We start from the raw sequence: 16663 nt of genomic DNA, 5'->3' as shown, positions 1-16663 counted from the left end.
TCAGCATTTTGAAACGGACTCCGCACGATGAATCGAACTAACCTCTCCGTCGGTGCCGCGATACTCAGCCTCGTATCCATTTCAGGAGCCGAGGCAGGAGGCCGCCACATTGCCGTCGATGCTGTGTACCAAGGTCCGTATGTTCAGCGGCACGGCGCGCTGTTGCCGCCGCAGATTTCCTATCGTGATCCTCGCTACCTGCCGGCGCCGCGCTTGGTGAGAACCATTTACGGCCCGCCAGTCGTCCTGGGCCTTGTTCCCCCGCACAACCCCAACGCACCGGTCTATAACGAACCGCCGCCGCGCTTCTCGCAGGACTGACCAACGTCAGCTTTCGAGTTCGCTGTCCCAGTACAGGTAATCCAGCCAGGTGTGATGGTACTCGCGGTGGTCGAATTCCGGTTGGCGGCGATGGAGCTCGTGCCGCGTCGGCCGGTGGGGTTCATGCAGGAGCGGCATCTCCGCTTCCGCCGGAGTACGGTTCGCCTTGCGCAGATTGCAGGGTGAGCAGGCGGCGACGACGTTCTCCCAGCTCGACAATCCGCCGCGTGAGCGCGGAATGACGTGGTCGAAGGTCAGCCCGCCCGAGGGCATCCGAAGTCCGCAATACTGACAGGAGAAGGTGTCGCGCAGGTAGATGTTGTAGCGGGTGAATGCCGGACTGCGCGCCAGGGTCACGTAGTTCTTGAGGGCAACGACGCTGGGGACCCTCAAGGCGCGGCTCGGTGACCGGGCCTCGACATCGTAGCTGGCCACCAATGTGACCCTGTCGAGGAAGAGAGCGGTGAAAGCGTCCTTCCAGGACCATAAGGACAGCGGATTATACGAAAGCGGCCGGTAATCCGCATTGAGGACGAGCGTTTGGAGATCCAGCATGGCGCTACTCTCTTGACGGATCGACGAAGGGACGACGCAGCACGTTACGGCGCGGCATCGTCCCCGGATGATGAAAGATCGGTGGTCCCGGCAGTTCGGTCTTCGACTTTGGCATCCGGCGAACACATCTCGGTCGCCGGACCCGCACAGGATGCGAAGAGAACAGATGATCGGGGAGGGCGGACCGGCCTGGGCTTAGCCAAAAGCGGTCGCATCGGGCGGGAACGCCCGGTTTGTGGCGAGGCACATCGACATGGACGGCCAACGCCACCTCCTCGCGTCGATACGAAAAGGCTCTGTCCATTGCGCGTTAGTCTAATATCAGCATGACACGCTTGTGAAGGTTGCCCGGTCGATCCGCGACGTCGCGGCCCACAATCTTTCGGGCTGCCTCGGCGAATGATGTGTCTGCGGCACCCTTTCGCCCCATTGATCGGCCATCCGACAATCTGATTTTTGACCCGCTGCCACCTACGGCGCGTGTTGTGCCTTCGCTGATGCTCCCATCATGGCCACGGCTCTTGCCGGAGATGGGCCTGGAAGCGATTGGCCCGCGCACCGGGGTCTGCGTGCCGACGCCAGAGGGGCGGTCGGCCCAAGCCGACGAAAGGAACGACATGGAACTGGGATTCATGAAGGGCAGAATGCGACATGCAGCGCTCCTTGCCGCGTGGATGGGTGCCTCCTTCCTGAATCCCATTCCGGTTCTGGCGCAGGCGGCGCCCGTCGCCCCCGCGCAGACGGAGCCGGCAAAGCCGGCGCCCGCTACCGTCCCACCCGCTGCGGCGGCCCCCGCGCCGGCTGCGAAGCCGCCCGTGCCGAAACAGGCAGTCTCTGAAGCGATCCAGAATGTCCGCGACCGGCTCGACGAGGCGAAGGCCAATCTCGATGAGCGTGAAAAGCTGCTCGCCGGCCGCAACGTCGATTCCGCGAACCTGCTCAAGGCACGCGAAGGCCTCGACGCCATCGCCGACCGGATCCGTCAGATCATCGATGCCACCACGCCGCGTCTCGAAGCGGCCCGCGAGCGCCTGACGCAGCTCGGCCCGAAGCCGAAGGAAGGCGAGGAGGGCGAGGACGTCGCCAAGGAGCGGGGCGAGCGCGAGCATGCGGTCGCCGAGATCGACGAGACGCAGCGGCTGGCAAAATCGCTTCTCGTGCAGAGCGACCAGATCATCGACCAGATCACGAACAAGCGCAGGGCAGCCTTCACCCGCGGCCTGTTCGAACGCTCGTCGGCACTGGTGAATCCCGACCTCTGGATGCGTATCGCCGACGATGTCCCGCGCGACATCCGGGCTCTGCAGGCCGCCGTCAGTGATATCGCTGGCCTGTTCGGCCGCAACGGATCGATCTGGAATCTTCTTCTGCTCGGGGTCGCGCTTGGCATCTCCGTGGCGCTGTATTTCGGACGCCGAAACATTGCCCCGCGTCTCGGGCGGCGCAGCCAGAGCGTCGTCGACCCGACGCAGCGCATGAAGCTGATGGCGGCCTGGCGCGTCTTCCTCCTCGGCACCGTACCGGCGGTGGTGGGAAGCTACGCCGTCTATTACGCCCTGGATTCCACGGACCTGCTGCCGCAGCGGCTCATGCCGGTGGCCGGCGCCATCCTCGGCGGGCTCGCTTTCATCGCCTTCGTAGAGGCGCTTTGCGACGCACTGCTGTCGCCGGAAAAACCGTCCTGGCGTCCTGCTCCGCTCAGCGATTCGACCGCGTCGCGGTTGACGCGGCTCGCCGTCGGCATCGCCACGGTAATCACGGTGGTCAAATCCATCGAGGCGCTCAATTCCGGCATCTACGCCGCACTATCGATCTCCATCGCCACGCGCGGCATCGGCGCTCTCGCCACCATCCTGATCCTCGCCATCGGGTTGCACCGCTTCGCCGACACGGCGGATAAGGAGGAGGCGTGCTTCGGTCCCTACGTCGCGCCGGAATCCACCACGACGATTGGCGGTCCGGCGCGCCTGCTCGGATGGGCTGCCGTCATCGTCATCGGCATCGCGCCCCTCGTCGGCTATGTCGCCTTCGCCGCCTTCCTCATCGACCAGCTGGTCTGGACGGCGTGCCTGATCGCGCTGCTTTACCTGCTCATCACGAGTGCCGACACGTTCATCGGCGGTACGCTGAAGGACGAGACCCGCTTCGCCACAGCGCTTCAGGCCAATACCGGGCTACGCAAGCGCTCGATCAACCAGATCGCCGTTCTGTCGACCGGTCTCGCCCGAGTCGTTCTGATCCTGGTGGCCGCCTTGCTGGCGCTCGCGCCCTGGGGCCTCGATTCCACCGACGTCTTCACCTCCGTGCGCAGCGCCTTCTTCGGCTTCAAGGTCGGAGACGTAACGATCTCGCTCTCCACCATCGCGTATGCGGTGGGACTTCTCGTCATCGGCGTGGTCATCACGCGCGCGGTCCAGCGCTGGCTGGAACAGACCTACCTCCCGGCCACCGATCTCGATGCGGGCCTGCGCAACTCCATCTCCACCATCACCGGTTATTGCGGCTTCCTGATCGCCCTCGCGCTCGCCTTCTCCTATCTCGGACTCAGCCTCGAGAAGCTGACTATCGTCGCCGGTGCGCTCTCCGTCGGTATCGGTTTCGGCCTCCAATCCATCGTCAACAACTTCGTCTCGGGCCTGCTGCTGCTGTGGGAGCGACCGATCCGCGTCGGCGATCAGGTGCTCATCGGCGACAGCGAGGGCATCGTGAAGCGCATCTCGGTGCGCTCCACCGAGATCCAGACCTTCGACCGTTCGGCGGTGATCGTGCCGAACTCGAACCTGATTTCGGGTATCGTGAAGAACCGCGTTCGCGGCGATCGCACCGGCCGCGTCACCATCACGGTCAACGTCCTGCGCAACCAGGATCCGGTCCGTGCCGCCGAAATGCTGGTGGCCTGCGCCGCCGCTCATCCGGATGTGCTGAAGGAGCCGGCACCACGGGTGGTGTTCCGCAAGATCGGCGATCCTTTCCTCGAATTCGAACTGATCGCGATGATCGTCGATGTCAGCATGGGCCTGAAGGTCACGAGCGACCTGAACTTTTCCGTGTTTCAAGCCTTGTCCGGCGCAGGGTTCATCCCGGCTCTCGGCCCCGGATCGAGCGTCGTCACCGTCCAGGGCCTGGAGCCGGTCCAGACCGCACTCGGGCAGATCGCCGGCGTGTTCGCACAGAACCGGAGCCAGGATCGGCCGGCTCAGGCGGAGGAGGTCGATGACCGGCAGGTCAGCCCTTCCGCGAACGAGGAAGCCGAGCCGATGCGCTCGGCAACGCCCCGTGAACCGAACCGGCGTAGGAGCCCTGCGGAGGTGTCGTAGACCGACACGATCGACGACGAACGCGAGGCTTGAACGATGACGATGGGATTCCGGGTGTTCGGCCTCGCGCTTGTGGGCAGCCTCGTGCTGTCCGGTTGCGCCAAGGAAGCACCGACCACCGGCGCGCTCCCGAGCCTGTACTGGCCAATGACCACCTCCGGCGCATCGGTCGATGCGGCGACCGCGCGCGATATGATCTCGGCGTATCGTGCGCGGAGCGGCGGTGCACCCTTACGGATCGACCCGGACCTGCAGCGTCTGGCCGAAGCCGAGGCAGCCGCGATGGCGGCCGCCGACAAGCCGAGCCAGGCCCAGACGGTGAAGGTCGCGGTTCAGCGCCTCGGCTATGCGGGCGCGCAGGCGAATCTCTCGGCCGGCTATCACACCCTGGCGGAGGCCTTCTCGGGATGGCGCGACAGCCCGGCCCATAACGCCGTCATGCTGGCCCCTCGGGCGACACGCATGGGCATCGCTACGGCCTATGCTCCGAATTCAAAGTACAAGGTCTATTGGGCGCTGCTGGTCGCCGAGTGAGTCGCGCCCTCAGGGCAGCTTCATCGAACGCGGCGTCGGTGCCTGCTCGCCCATGAGCGTCACCGTCACGCGTCGGTTCGAGGACAGGTACGGGTTGTCCGGGAACAGCGGCTCGGTATCCGCCTTGCCGGAGACCGAAGCGAAGCGATCGTCGGGCACGCCGGCGCTGGCGAGGATTTCACGCACGCTGATGGCGCGACCTGCCGAGAGCTCCCAGGGCGGGGCAGGGGGGCGTGTACCGGGCCTATCCGTGGCGGTATAGCCTGTGACGGTGATGCGGTTGGGCAGCTTCCGAATGACGGGGGCTAGCTTTTCCAGAAGGCGCCTCGTCCGATCGTTCGGGCGGCTCGACCCGTGTGGGAACATCGTGCTGCCGTCCTGATCCACCAGCGAGAGATCGACGCCCTTCTGCGTCGGATTCACGATGATGTTCTTCGAGAGTTCCGAGATTTCGGGCATGTCCTGCATCGCCTGGCGCAGACTGGCGGCGGCAAGGCCGAACGCTTCCGGATAGCCGCTATCCTGGATCCCTTCCGGGGCAGTCGATTCGATATCCGGCGGCTTTGGCCGATCGGTGGCCTGTTCGGGCGCGATTTCGCTGCGGTTCTTGATATGGCCCGGCGTCGGAAGGCCGTTCACTTCGATGATTCCGGAGAAACGCGATTCCCTGTTGACACCGAAGGCATCGCGCATAGAGCCGGCCACAGCCTGCATCTTCTTCTGATCTTGAGTGGAATAGGCCGCGATCATCACGAAGAAGCTCATGAGCAGCGCCATGAGATCGGCGAAAGTCACGAACCAACCGTGACCGCCATGGCCTCCGCGCTTCTTCCTGGCCACGGCCGGTTACCCTCTTCCCGTCAGGCCGCTTCCGCCGCGAGGTCGTCGCGGTGGTTGTGCGGCAGGTAGGCGACCAACATCTCGCGGACGAGGGACGAACTCTTCGAGTCGCGGATAAGCAGGATGCCGTCGATGATGAGGGAGCGAGAGACGTCCTCCTCCTCCAGCTTCACGTGTAGCTTGTCGGCGAGCGGAAGCGCGATCATGTTGGAGATCAGCGCGCCGTAGAGGGTGGCGAGCAGCGCGGTCGCCATGGCGGGGCCCAGCTTCGAGGGGTCCGACATGTTGGCGAACATCGTCACCATGCCGAGAATGGTGCCGATCATGCCCCAGGCGGGGGCACAATCCCCGAAGGCGCGGTAGATCTTCGAGCCCTCATCGAGATGCATGAGGAAGTTGTCGCGGTCGCGCTCCATCGTGTCGCGGATGAACTCGCGGTCGTAGCCATCGGCGATGTAGCGGGCGCCCTGAGCCAGGAAGGGATCGGAGATCTCCATGTTCTCCAGGGCCATCGGGCCGGATTTACGCACGACGTCGGCGATCTTGGTGATTTCCTCGATGAGTTCGCGTGGTCTGATCGCCCGCATGGTGAAGGCGTAGCGCATGCCCATCGGCAGGCCGTGCATCATGGTCGCGAACGGGAAGCGGATCATCGTCGCCGCGGTGGAACCGCCGAAGATGACGATGACCGCGTGCTTGTCGAAAAAGGCGGCGAAGTTCCCGCCATCGATCATGATCAGGGTGAAGACGACACCGAAGCCGCCGAGAAGCCCGATACCGGTTGCGAGATCCATGGTGAACCCTGGTCGGCTTGCCCAGCAGCACGGAACAGGATCCGAGCGGAAAGCGACGTCTTCAGCCTTAGGCAGACGCGCTAAACGAACCGTAAAGGATAACGGTTCTCCCGGCGCATTCCTGTCATTCGCCGTTCAGGGTGGCATTGCGATAAGCCGAGCACGCCGAATGGCTTGTGATCTCCGATGAATGGGGGCCGGGCCGAAGGCGAAGGGTTGAGGGCGAAGGTTCCGGCAAAAGGGACCGCGCCGTGATTGGCATCGGAGCACACGTCGTCATGCCGTTGGTTCGTCTCTATGCGCGCGTCATGGGCCTACTGGGCGCCGATCGGCGCCTGGCAGCCCTCCTCGCTGTCGCCAATGTGGCCCTCGCGGTCGCGGCTTTCGCCGAGCCGCTGCTCATGGGGCGCATCATCGATCAGCTGACGCATCTGAAGAGCGACGGTAACGCCTTCTCGACACTGGCGCCGCTCATCGGCGCATGGGTCGCCTTCGGCCTGTTCACCATCGCGGCCGGCGTCACCATCGCACTGCATGCGGACCGGCTGGCCCATCGCAATCGTCTCGCGTCCATGGCGAATTACTTCGAGCACGTGCTCGAACTGCCGCTGGCCTTTCATTCCTCGAACCATTCCGGCCGCGTCCTGAAGGCGATGCTGGAAGGATCGAACGGCATGTTCTGGCTCTGGCTCGGCTTCTTCCGCGATCATTTCGTCGCCGTCGTGTCCCTGGCCGTTCTCCTGCCGATGACCCTGTTCGTGAACTGGCAGCTCGGCTCGATCCTGGTCGTGCTGGTGACGATGTTCACCGTGCTCACCACCTTCGTCATGCGCCGCACCGAGATGTTGCAGGGCCGGGTCGAGGCCTACCAGTCGGGCCTTGCCGCCCATGCCTCCGACGCCCTCGGCAACGTCGCCGTGATCCAGTCCTTCACCCGCGCCAAGGCGGAGAAGGAGGCCATGCACGGCATCATTCGCAACCTGCTCGCGGCCCAGATCCCGGTCCTGTCGTGGTGGGCGCTCGCCAATGTCGCGACTCGCGCTGCCGCCACCCTGACCATGACGGCCATCTTCATCACGGGTATCGCCCTGCATCAGCACGGCATGGCCTCGATCGGCGAAGTGGTGGCCTTCATGAGCCTTGCCACCATGCTCGTCGCCCGCCTCGATCAGGTCGCCACCTGCATCAACGGTCTGTTCCAGCAGATGCCCAAGATCGCCGAGTATTTCGAGATTCTGGACACGACCCCGGCCGTCCATGATCGTCCCGGCGCCATGCAGGTGGCCCGTTTCGAGGGCGAGGTCTCCTTCGATCAGGTCGGCTTCTCCTACACCCCGCGCCGCAAGGCCGTGGAGAGTGTCTCCTTCACGGCGCAGGCCGGGCAGACCATCGCCCTCGTCGGCACCACAGGCTCAGGCAAGTCGACCACACTGGGCCTGCTGCACCGTGCATTCGACCCCGATACTGGCGCGATCCGCATCGACGGTACCGACATCCGTGATATCGGCCTCGCCTCCCTGCGTCACAACATCGGCGTGGTGTTCCAGGAGCCGATGCTGTTCGCCCGCTCGATCCGTGAGAATCTCCAGGTCGGCCGTCCCGACGCCACCGATGCGGAGATGCTCGACGCCCTCGACCGCGCCCAGGCGACGGAGTTCATGGATCGCCAGTTCGACGGTCTCGACACGATCATCGGCGAGCGCGGCCGCTCGCTCTCAGGCGGCGAGCGCCAGCGTCTGTCCATCGCCAGGGCGCTGCTCAAGAATCCGCCCGTGCTGATCCTCGACGAGGCCACGTCCGCCTTGGACGCGACCACCGAGCGGAAGCTGCAGGGTGCGCTCGAAGCCGTGATGGAGGGCCGGACCACCTTCGTCATCGCCCACCGTCTGGCGACGATCCGCAACGCCGACCGCATCCTCGTCTTCCACGAGGGCCGGATCGTCGAATCGGGAACCTTCGAGGAACTCGTCGCGGAGAACGGCCGCTTCGCCGACCTCGCCCGGGCGCAGTTCATGGCCGGTGCCGACGCCTCTGAGCCCACACTCGCCCTGGCAGCCTGACGGAGAAAACCCTCCCCCCCGCGTCGGGGGAGGGTCACTGCCGATCAGGCGGAGACGGGGGTAATCTCTCCGGAGATTGCGCGACCCTCATCGGGCCAACTGCGTGTATGCCCTTCTTCCGCGGACGGGAGGAAGGTTCATTGACACCCTCCTATCTGCGGGGATGGGCGTCGCCCATGTCCTCCTCGGCCCACACCTTGAACTTCGTCAGGACGTTCGTTCCGAACGTATGGGTCAGCGGGACGTCCGCCGCATCTCGTCCGCGAGCGACCAGGATACGACCACGGCGCGGGGCGTTGTTGCGCGGGTCGAAGACATGCCAGGCGCCACCGAGATAGACTTCGGTCCAGGCGGCGAAATCCCCGGGCGCATGCGGCTCGGGTTCGCCGATGAAACTGAGATAGCCGGTGCAGTAACGCGTCGGCATGTTCAGGCCACGGCAGAACGCCACGAACAGGTGAGCGTAGTCGCGACAGACTCCTCGCCCGACGGCAAGGGCATCGGCGGCAGTACGATCCACATTCGAATAGCCGTAGCCGAAGCTGATATGGCCGTGGACCCAATCGCAGACCGCCTGGGCGCGGGTCCAGCCGGGCGGGACATCGCCGAACAGGCGCCACGCTTCGTTCGAGAGCAAATCGGATTCGCAGTAACGGCTCGCCACGAGGAAGGGCAGGGCCTCCAGGGGCAAGTCCTCGATGGGATGCTGGATCGCTTGCGGCACGATCGGATCGAGATCGCCGTCATCGTCGAGCCATCCCTCCACCGAAAGGGTCACCGCCCCCGCCGGTGCCACGAGGCGGCAGCACCGGTTACCGAAATCGTCGATGAACACTTCGTGCGGCGTCTCCGGGCCGATGGCCAGGCTGTCCGGCTCCATCGCTCCAGCGAACCGGCTCGGATGCGCCGTCAATCGAGCGATCATCGGAGTAGGATAGGCGAAGTCGTAGCCCATCTCGCAGCCGAACCTGATGCGCATTACCGTTGAACCTCCGACCGACCGTCGCGCCAGCCCTGCCGCCCTCATGCCCGCGCGAGACCGTTCGGCATAGGCCGCGAAGGTCACAGGTGGATGTCAGCATGCAGGTCGCGACACTCCGCTTCATTGCCGGCGCGCCTCGGCCTGCTTGGCCAACATCCGGGCCTGCAGCCGCTGCCGCCGTGCTGCAATGACGGTGCCATTGATTTCACCGCCGAAGAGGAACATCGCGGCTAGCCAGTAGAGGAAGACCAGGAACACCATCGCGGTGGCCAATCCGCCATAGGTCGAGGCGTAGGCGGCCGAGAACCGATCGAGGTAGAAGCCGAACCCGAGTCCGGCGAGAAACCAGAGGACCAGCGTCACGGCAACGCCGGGCAAGACCGACAGGATGGCGCGACGGCCAGCCGCCACGAATTTATGGGCAATGACGAGAACCGTGGCGAGCAGGAAGGCCGTGATCGCGATCCGCCCGATAGCCACGGTGAGGCTCAGTGGTTCGAGCCCAGGCGCCACGTTGATGATACGACGCCAGATCAACGGCCCCAGGACGACGAGCAGCGCGAAGGCGAGCATGGCGAAGGCCCCACAGACGACGTAACCGATGGATTCGAGGCGGGTGAGCCACCAGGGCCGGATCTCACGCAGGCCGTAGGCTCGGTTGAGCCCCACCCTGAGGCTCTCCACTCCGGAGGACGAGAAGTAGAGGGCGAGCAGCGCGCCGATGGTGAGCACGCCGCCACGTTGCTCGGTGAGCACACGGTGAACCTCACTCGCGATAGGTTTCGCCACCTCGCGCGGCCAAGCCTCGAAAATCAGGTCGCCCGCCTCGTCGGCCAGCGACTTGGTCCCAAGCAGACCGGCCAAGGCGGCGAGCAGGATCAGGAAGGGAAACAGCGACGTCAGGATCGAGAGAGCGATATGGCTCGCGATCGCCCAGCCGTCATGGGCAACGAAGCGCTGGGCGGCGAGGCTGGCGATGTTGGCACTGTTGCGGAGACGGCTCACGGCGGGTGGGGCGCTTCTCGTGACTGGGGGGACTCGTCGACCCGTCTGTCTAAACGCGAGGCCGGGCGATGGCGCAACGTCCAGGGCGATCGTCCGATCGATGCAATGCCACCCGCCACCAATGCGACTTGTGTTCGGCGGTTCGGTGTGTTGCCTGCGCCACCGTCATGTCAGTCGATGCACCGGCTTCCTCAACCCGTACCGTGCCCGCTTCGGTGGTCTCGTCGGTCTTCGTCCTGATCTGGGCATCGGGCTTCGTCGCCGCGCGTTTCGTGGCGCCCCATGCGGAGGCCTTCACCTTCGTCGCCATCCGACTCGTCGGCGTCGCCATCGTCCTGACCGCCATCACCATCGGCCTCGGCGCGAGATGGCCGCGCAGCCGGGCAGGATGGCGCGATGCCCTGGTTGCCGGCGTGCTGATGCAGGGCATCTACGTCATCGGCGTATTCTGGTCGGTGGAGCGCGGCCTGCCATCGGGCATCGCTGCCCTGGTCGGCAGTCTCCAGCCCCTGCTGACGGCGGCGATGGCGCGTCCATTCCTCGGTGAAATCGTCAGCCCGCGTCGCTGGATCGGGATCGCCACGGGCTTTGCCGGGGCACTTCTCGTCCTCGCCCCGAAAATCGGTACTGCAGACGCATCCGGCATCCCGGCACTTCCGCTTCTCGCCTGCCTCGGTGCCATGGCGGCGATGACGATCGGCACGCTGTGGCAGAAGAGTCGTGCGGGACAGGCCGAATTGCTGCCGAATGCGGCAATCCAGTTCGTCGGGGCGACGCTCCTCGCCGTGCCGGCGGCACTTCTGTTCGGCACCGGCCGTTTCGACGCGTCCCTGCCGCTCTGGGGCGGACTGGCCTGGTCGATCTTCGTGAATTCGGTGGCGGGCATCCTGCTTCTTCTGGCCCTGATCCGGCGCGGCGAGGTGGCCGGCGTCGCCTCCCTGCTCTTCCTGGTCCCCCCGGTCTCGGCGGCGATGGCCTATCTCCTGTTCGGCGAGACACTGGCCCCGATCCAGATGGCCGGCATGGCCGTGGCCACGATTGGGGTCGCAGTCGCCAGCCGAAGATGAGTTTTTCTTTGATTCATCTCTCAATAAAATTCAGCTCTCCTGGTTTTGTCGAGCAAAACCAGGCTTTCCGCGGCAAGAAATAATGAATTCAGGCGGGATAGTGCCGCGCTGCGGCGAGACGCCTCTACAGACTTGGCAAACCTGCCTATAATGAGCGCCAACCCTCATTCTGATTTGAGAGATTCGAACCATGTCCGCTTCCCCGGCCGTCTCCACCGAACCGCAGGATCTCCTGACCCTCGCCCAGGGCGCCGGCGAAGCTGCCAAGGCCCTCGTCGCCGAGGCGACCCGCCGCGTTCGCGCGAAGGTTCTCTCCGCCGATGGGAAGATCTCGCCTGAGAAGCTTGAGGCCGAGCAGCATGCCGCCCACGGCCTCGCTTGGCTCGCCACCTATGCCGAAGGTGTTCGCGAACTCGGCGCCTACGCAGCGCGCCTGACCGAAGCCGGAGAATTCGGGGAGACCGAGGCGCTCCTCGTGAAGATCGGCATCGGCGAATATCTCGACCAGATGTTCTCGGGCATTCCCATGAGCCAGGGCGAGATCGTGCGCGTCACCGGCTCGCTCGGTCTTTCCGCCCGCGAGATCGCGAAGTTCCGGACGGACGCCGTCGAGGCCATGATCACGGAGGGCAATACGGCGGCCAACCGCGCCGCATTGGTCGCTCGCATCCGCGACAACGGTGGCTCGGCCACCATCGGCAAGTCCGGCCTCGACGAGGACATGGAGGCGATCCGCTCCGAGATGCGCCGCTTCGGCCTCGCCGAGGTCGTGCCGCACGCCCATGAGTGGCACAGCCAGAACGCCTACATCCCGATGGAGATCGTCACCAAGATGGCCGAGCTCGGCGTCTTCGGCCTGACGATCCCAGAGGAATACGGCGGCATGGGCCTGCCCAAGATCTCCATGTGCGTCGTCTCCGAGGAACTGTCCCGCGCCTATATCGGCGTCGGCTCGCTCGGCACCCGCTCGGAGATCGCCGCCGAGCTCATCCTGTGCGGCGGCACCGAGGAGCAGAAGCACCGCTTCCTGCCGGGCATCGCGTCCGGCGATACCCTCCCCACCGCCGTGTTCACCGAGCCGAATACCGGCTCCGACCTCGCGTCCCTCCGCACCAAGGCGGTGAAGGACGGCGACGTCTGGAAGATCTCGGGCAACAAGACCTGGATCACGCACCCGGTCCGCGCCGACATCATGACCTGTCTCGTGCGCACCAAGCCCGAAGAGAAGGGTCACAGGGGTCTGTCGCTCCTCGTCGCCGAGAAGCCCCGCGGCACCGATGAGGATCCCTTCCCGGTGGCCGGCCTGTCCGGCGGCGAGATCCACGTCCTCGGCTATCGCGGCATGAAGGAATACGAGCTCGCCTTCGACAATTTCGAAGTGCCGGCGGCCAACCTTCTCGGCGAAGTCGAGGGCAAGGGCTTCACGCAGCTCATGCAGACCTTCGAATCCGCCCGCATCCAGACGGCAGCTCGCGCCATCGGCGTGGCGCAGAACGCCCTCGACCTCGGTCTCCGCTACGCCGAGGACCGGGTGCAGTTCGGCAAGGCGCTGATCAACTTCCCCCGCGTCGCCGACAAGATCGCCATGATGGCGGTGGAGATCAACATCGCCCGCCAGCTCACCTACTTCTCCGCCCGCGAGAAGGACGAGGGCAAGCGCTGCGATCTCGAGGCCGGCATGGCCAAGCTGCTCGGCGCCCGCGTCGCCTGGGCGGCGGCCGACAACGCCCTGCAGATCCATGGCGGCAACGGCTTCGCGCTGGAATACGCAGTCAGCCGCGTCCTCTGCGACGCGCGCATCCTCTCGATCTTCGAGGGCGCCGCCGAGATCCAGGCCCAGGTCATCGCCCGCCGGCTTCTCGAAACCGCCTGAGCCTCCTCGCCATAAAACGGCGGCCGGGCGTTCAGCCCGGTCGCGGCGGGTTATCCAAACGAAAAAGGCCTGGAACCGGGTTCTCCCCGGTTCCAGGCCTTTTTCGTTTGAAGGTTCCTCTTCCCCACAGGTGAGGAAGAGGAACTGCTTCTATTCCGCCGGTGCGTGATGGCTCGATGGCATGGAGCCCGCCTCGGCCGCCTTCGGCTCGTGCTCCACCGGTTTCGTCTTGAACAGGCGCATGATGAAGACGAAGAAGACTGGCACGAACAGAACCGCCAGGATCGTGGCGGAGATCATGCCGCCGAGCACGCCGGTACCGATGGCCTGCTGGCTCTTCGACGCTGCGCCCGAGGCGATGGCCAGGGGCACCACACCGAAGATGAAGGCCAGCGAGGTCATCACGATCGGTCGGAAGCGGAGCGTCGATGCCTCGATGGTCGCATCGACCAGCGATTTACCCGGCTTCCAGAGATCCTTGGCGAATTCCACGATCAGGATCGCGTTCTTAGCCGAGAGACCGATGATCGTGATGAGGCCGATCTTGAAATACACGTCGTTGGGCAGCCCGCGGAGGTAGACGGCTGCCACCGAGCCGATGACGCCGAGCGGGATGACCAGCAGCACCGAGAACGGGATCGACCAGCTTTCGTAAAGCGCCGCGAGGCACAGGAACACGATCAGGATCGACAGGGCGAGGAGCAGGGTCGCCTGGCTTCCTGCCTGTTTCTCCTGCAGCGACTGACCGGTCCAGACATAGCCGAAGCCCTTCGGCAATTGCTGCATCAGGCGCTCCATCTCGGCGATGGTATCGCCGGACGTATAACCCGGAGCCGGTTCACCGGTGATGCGCACCGATTGATAGCCGTTGAAGCCGATGATCTGGGCTGGGCCGACGCTCCATTTGAGATCGGCGAAGGACGACATCGGCACCATCGTGCCCTGGCTGTTCTTGACGCCGTAATTCAGCAAATCGGCTGCCTTCAGGCGCTGGCTGTCCTCCGCCTGCACGATGACGCGCTGCATCTTGCCCCGGTTCGGGAAGTCGTTGGTGTAGACCGAACCGAGATTGACCTGGATCGTGTTGTTGATCTCCTCGAAATCGACACCCAGTGCCGCCGCCTTCTCACGGTCGATGACGAGTTCCGCCTGAGGCGCAGGCGGCAGGCCCTCGACATAGACCTTCTGCAGGATCGGGCTTTTCTTGGCGAGGGAGAGCAACTGCTCCTGGGCCGCCATCAGCGCCGAATAGCCTTTCTGCGCACGGTCCTGCAGGCGGAAGCTGAAGCCCGAGGCGTTGCCGAGATTGTCGATGGGCGGCGGCTCCAGAGCCTGAATCACCGCGTCCTTGTAGCTGGACAGCGCCTTGTTGGTGCCCTCCACGAGGGCAGCCGCCGAGTTCGCGGCGTCGCGCTCACCCCATGGCTTCAAGGTCACGAAGGCCTGGCTGGTCACCTGGCCCTGGCCGGAGAACGAGAAGCCGTTGACGATCGTCACCGTGGCGACGCCGGGCTGCGCAAGGAGATGCTCTTCCACCGCCTTCACGGCTTTCAGCGTGCGGTTGAACGACGAGCCGGGCGGTGTCTGGATATCCACGGTGAAGAAGCCCTGGTCCTCCACCGGCAGGAAGCCTTCCGGCATCCGCACGAAGGCGAAGCCGAGGCCGATGACGAGGGCGAGATAGACCATCATCACCCGGCCGGACCGCTTGATCATCCCCGCGACGCCGCGCCCGTAGCGCGCGGTCTCCCGGTCGACGACCCGGTTGAACCAGCCGAACACGCCGCCCTTGGAATGGCCGTGTCCCTTCTCGATAGGCTTGAGGAGGGTGGCGCAGAGAGCGGGCGTCAGCGTCAGCGCGAGCAGCGCCGAGAAGCCGATGGACGTCACCATCGCGATGGAGAACTGACGATAGATGATGCCCACCGAGCCCGGGAAGAACGCCATCGGGATGAAGACCGCGATGAGCACCAGGGTGATGCCGATGATGGCGCCGGTGATCTGGCTCATCGCCTTGCGGGTCGCCTCCTTCGGAGACAGCCCTTCCTCGTTCATGATGCGCTCGACATTCTCGACGACCACGATGGCGTCGTCGACGAGGATGCCGATGGCCAGCACCATGCCGAACATGGTGAGCACGTTCACCGAGAACCCGGCGAGCAGCATCACCGTGCAGGTGCCCAGGAGGGCGATCGGCACGACGATGGTGGGGATCAGGGTGTAGCGGATGTTCTGGAGGAAGAGGAACATCACTACGAAGACCAGGATGACGGCCTCCACCAGCGTCATCAGCACCTTCTTGATCGAGGCTTCGACGGCGGGCGTGATGTCGTAGGGGATGTCCCACTGCACGTTGGAGGGGAAGAACTGCGACAGCTCTTCCATCTTCGCGCGAATGGCGGAGGCGGTCTCAAGGGCGTTGCCGTCGGGCGCCAGGGTCACCGAGATGCCTGCCGCCTCACCGCCGTTCAGGCGGGTGGTGAACTTGTAGTCCTCGCCGCCGAGCTCGATCCGGGCGATGTCGCGCAGGCGCACGTTCGAGCCGTCCGGGTTGGCGCGCAGCACGATGGCTCCGAACTCTTCCGGCGCCGTCATCTGCCCCTTCACGATAATGGGGAAGTTGACGGTGTTCGAGGCCGGGCTCGGCATGGCGCCGACGGCGCCCGATGCGATCTGGACGTTCTGGTTGGTGATCGCCTTCGAGACGTCGGACGCGTTCAGCGACAGGCCGCGCAGCTTGTCGGAATCGATCCAGATGCGAAGGCTGCGCTCGGTCGAATAGAGCGTCGCGCGGCCCACGCCGGGGATACGACGAATCTCGTTGATGACGTTGCGGATGAGGAAGTCGCCGAGCGCGATCTCGTCCATCGATTTATCGGGCGAGATCAGCGTGATGATGTTGAGGGTGGCGGCGGAGGCCTCCTCGACCAGCGTCCCCTGCTGGCGCACTTCGGCCGGGAGACGGGCTTCGACGCGCTTGAGGCGGTTCTGCACTTCGACGCCGGCGAGGCTCGAATCGGTGCCCGGCTGGAACTGGGCCGTGATCTCGACGACACCGAACGCGTCGCTGGCGGATTCGAAGCTCAGGATGTTGGCCGCACCGTTGAGCTCATCCTCGATGAGGCGGGTGGTGCCGGTATAGAGGTTCTCCACCGACGCGCCGGGATAGGCCGTCGACAGCGCGATAGAAGGTGGCGCGATGACCGGATACTGGGCGACCGGCAGGCTGGGGATCGACAGAATTCCACCCAGGCAGATGAATAGCGCGACGACCCAGGCGAAGATCGGGCGATCGATGAAGAAACGGGCCATGGC

The 16663-nt window shown here is 64.9% G+C and carries 12 protein-coding genes; 6 read left to right on the top strand and 6 right to left on the bottom strand.

The window, feature by feature from the left end:
* The first annotated feature begins 27 nt into the window (after positions 1–27).
* Positions 28–321, top strand: a complete 294-nt coding sequence (locus tag AC0IXR_RS10380; protein ID WP_156467928.1) for a hypothetical protein — start codon at positions 28–30, stop codon at positions 319–321.
* A gap of 6 nt (positions 322–327) precedes the next feature.
* On the opposite strand, the gene AC0IXR_RS10375 is transcribed toward AC0IXR_RS10380, so the two are convergent.
* Positions 328–876 (bottom strand): HNH endonuclease, encoded by a 549-nt coding sequence (locus AC0IXR_RS10375; protein WP_018043045.1) that lies wholly within the window; start codon positions 874–876, stop codon positions 328–330.
* A 617-nt stretch (positions 877–1493) separates the two neighbouring features.
* On the opposite strand from AC0IXR_RS10375, the gene AC0IXR_RS10370 reads away from it, so the two are divergent.
* Positions 1494–4193, top strand: coding sequence for a DUF3772 domain-containing protein (locus AC0IXR_RS10370; RefSeq protein ID WP_471760628.1), 2700 nt, complete (start codon positions 1494–1496; stop codon positions 4191–4193).
* Positions 4194–4229: 36 nt separating this feature from the next.
* A complete protein-coding gene (locus AC0IXR_RS10365) occupies positions 4230–4727 on the top strand; it encodes a CAP domain-containing protein (RefSeq protein ID WP_461233968.1) in 498 nt (165 codons plus the stop codon).
* Between the two features lie 9 nt (positions 4728–4736).
* Here AC0IXR_RS10365 and AC0IXR_RS10360 read toward each other — a convergent pair whose 3' ends face one another.
* Positions 4737–5567, bottom strand: coding sequence for a flagellar motor protein MotB (locus AC0IXR_RS10360; RefSeq protein ID WP_207411404.1), 831 nt, complete (start codon positions 5565–5567; stop codon positions 4737–4739).
* A 20-nt stretch (positions 5568–5587) separates the two neighbouring features.
* A complete protein-coding gene (locus AC0IXR_RS10355) occupies positions 5588–6361 on the bottom strand; it encodes a motility protein A (protein WP_018043049.1) in 774 nt (257 codons plus the stop codon).
* Positions 6362–6639: 278 nt separating this feature from the next.
* On the opposite strand from AC0IXR_RS10355, the gene AC0IXR_RS10350 reads away from it, so the two are divergent.
* Entirely contained in the window at positions 6640–8421 is a 1782-nt protein-coding gene (locus AC0IXR_RS10350; RefSeq protein ID WP_311273984.1) for a glucan ABC transporter ATP-binding protein/ permease, read from the top strand.
* A 151-nt stretch (positions 8422–8572) separates the two neighbouring features.
* Here AC0IXR_RS10350 and AC0IXR_RS10345 read toward each other — a convergent pair whose 3' ends face one another.
* Positions 8573–9400 carry a transglutaminase-like domain-containing protein gene (locus AC0IXR_RS10345; RefSeq protein ID WP_471760626.1) on the bottom strand — a complete coding sequence of 276 codons (828 nt, stop codon included), beginning with the start codon at positions 9398–9400 and terminating at the stop codon, positions 8573–8575.
* Between the two features lie 123 nt (positions 9401–9523).
* Positions 9524–10408 (bottom strand): YihY/virulence factor BrkB family protein, encoded by an 885-nt coding sequence (locus AC0IXR_RS10340; protein ID WP_056433509.1) that lies wholly within the window; start codon positions 10406–10408, stop codon positions 9524–9526.
* 167 nt (positions 10409–10575) lie between these two features.
* On the opposite strand from AC0IXR_RS10340, the gene AC0IXR_RS10335 reads away from it, so the two are divergent.
* Together AC0IXR_RS10335 and AC0IXR_RS10330 are read left to right on the top strand one after the other, a co-directional pair.
* Positions 10576–11475 (top strand): DMT family transporter, encoded by a 900-nt coding sequence (locus tag AC0IXR_RS10335; protein WP_461233966.1) that lies wholly within the window; start codon positions 10576–10578, stop codon positions 11473–11475.
* Positions 11476–11665: 190 nt separating this feature from the next.
* Positions 11666–13348 (top strand): acyl-CoA dehydrogenase family protein, encoded by a 1683-nt coding sequence (locus AC0IXR_RS10330; RefSeq protein ID WP_461233965.1) that lies wholly within the window; start codon positions 11666–11668, stop codon positions 13346–13348.
* Between the two features lie 150 nt (positions 13349–13498).
* Here the strand turns inward: AC0IXR_RS10330 and AC0IXR_RS10325 are convergent, their stop codons facing one another.
* The gene (locus AC0IXR_RS10325) at positions 13499–16660 is read right to left on the bottom strand and encodes a multidrug efflux RND transporter permease subunit (protein ID WP_471760625.1); all 3162 of its coding nucleotides are present in this window, start codon (positions 16658–16660) and stop codon (positions 13499–13501) included.
* Positions 16661–16663 lie beyond the last annotated feature (3 nt).

This window comes from Methylobacterium sp. AC832 (assembly GCF_979256025.1).
Note: the sequence above shows the minus strand (reverse complement) of the source record. Positions and strands in the feature narration are given on the sequence as shown.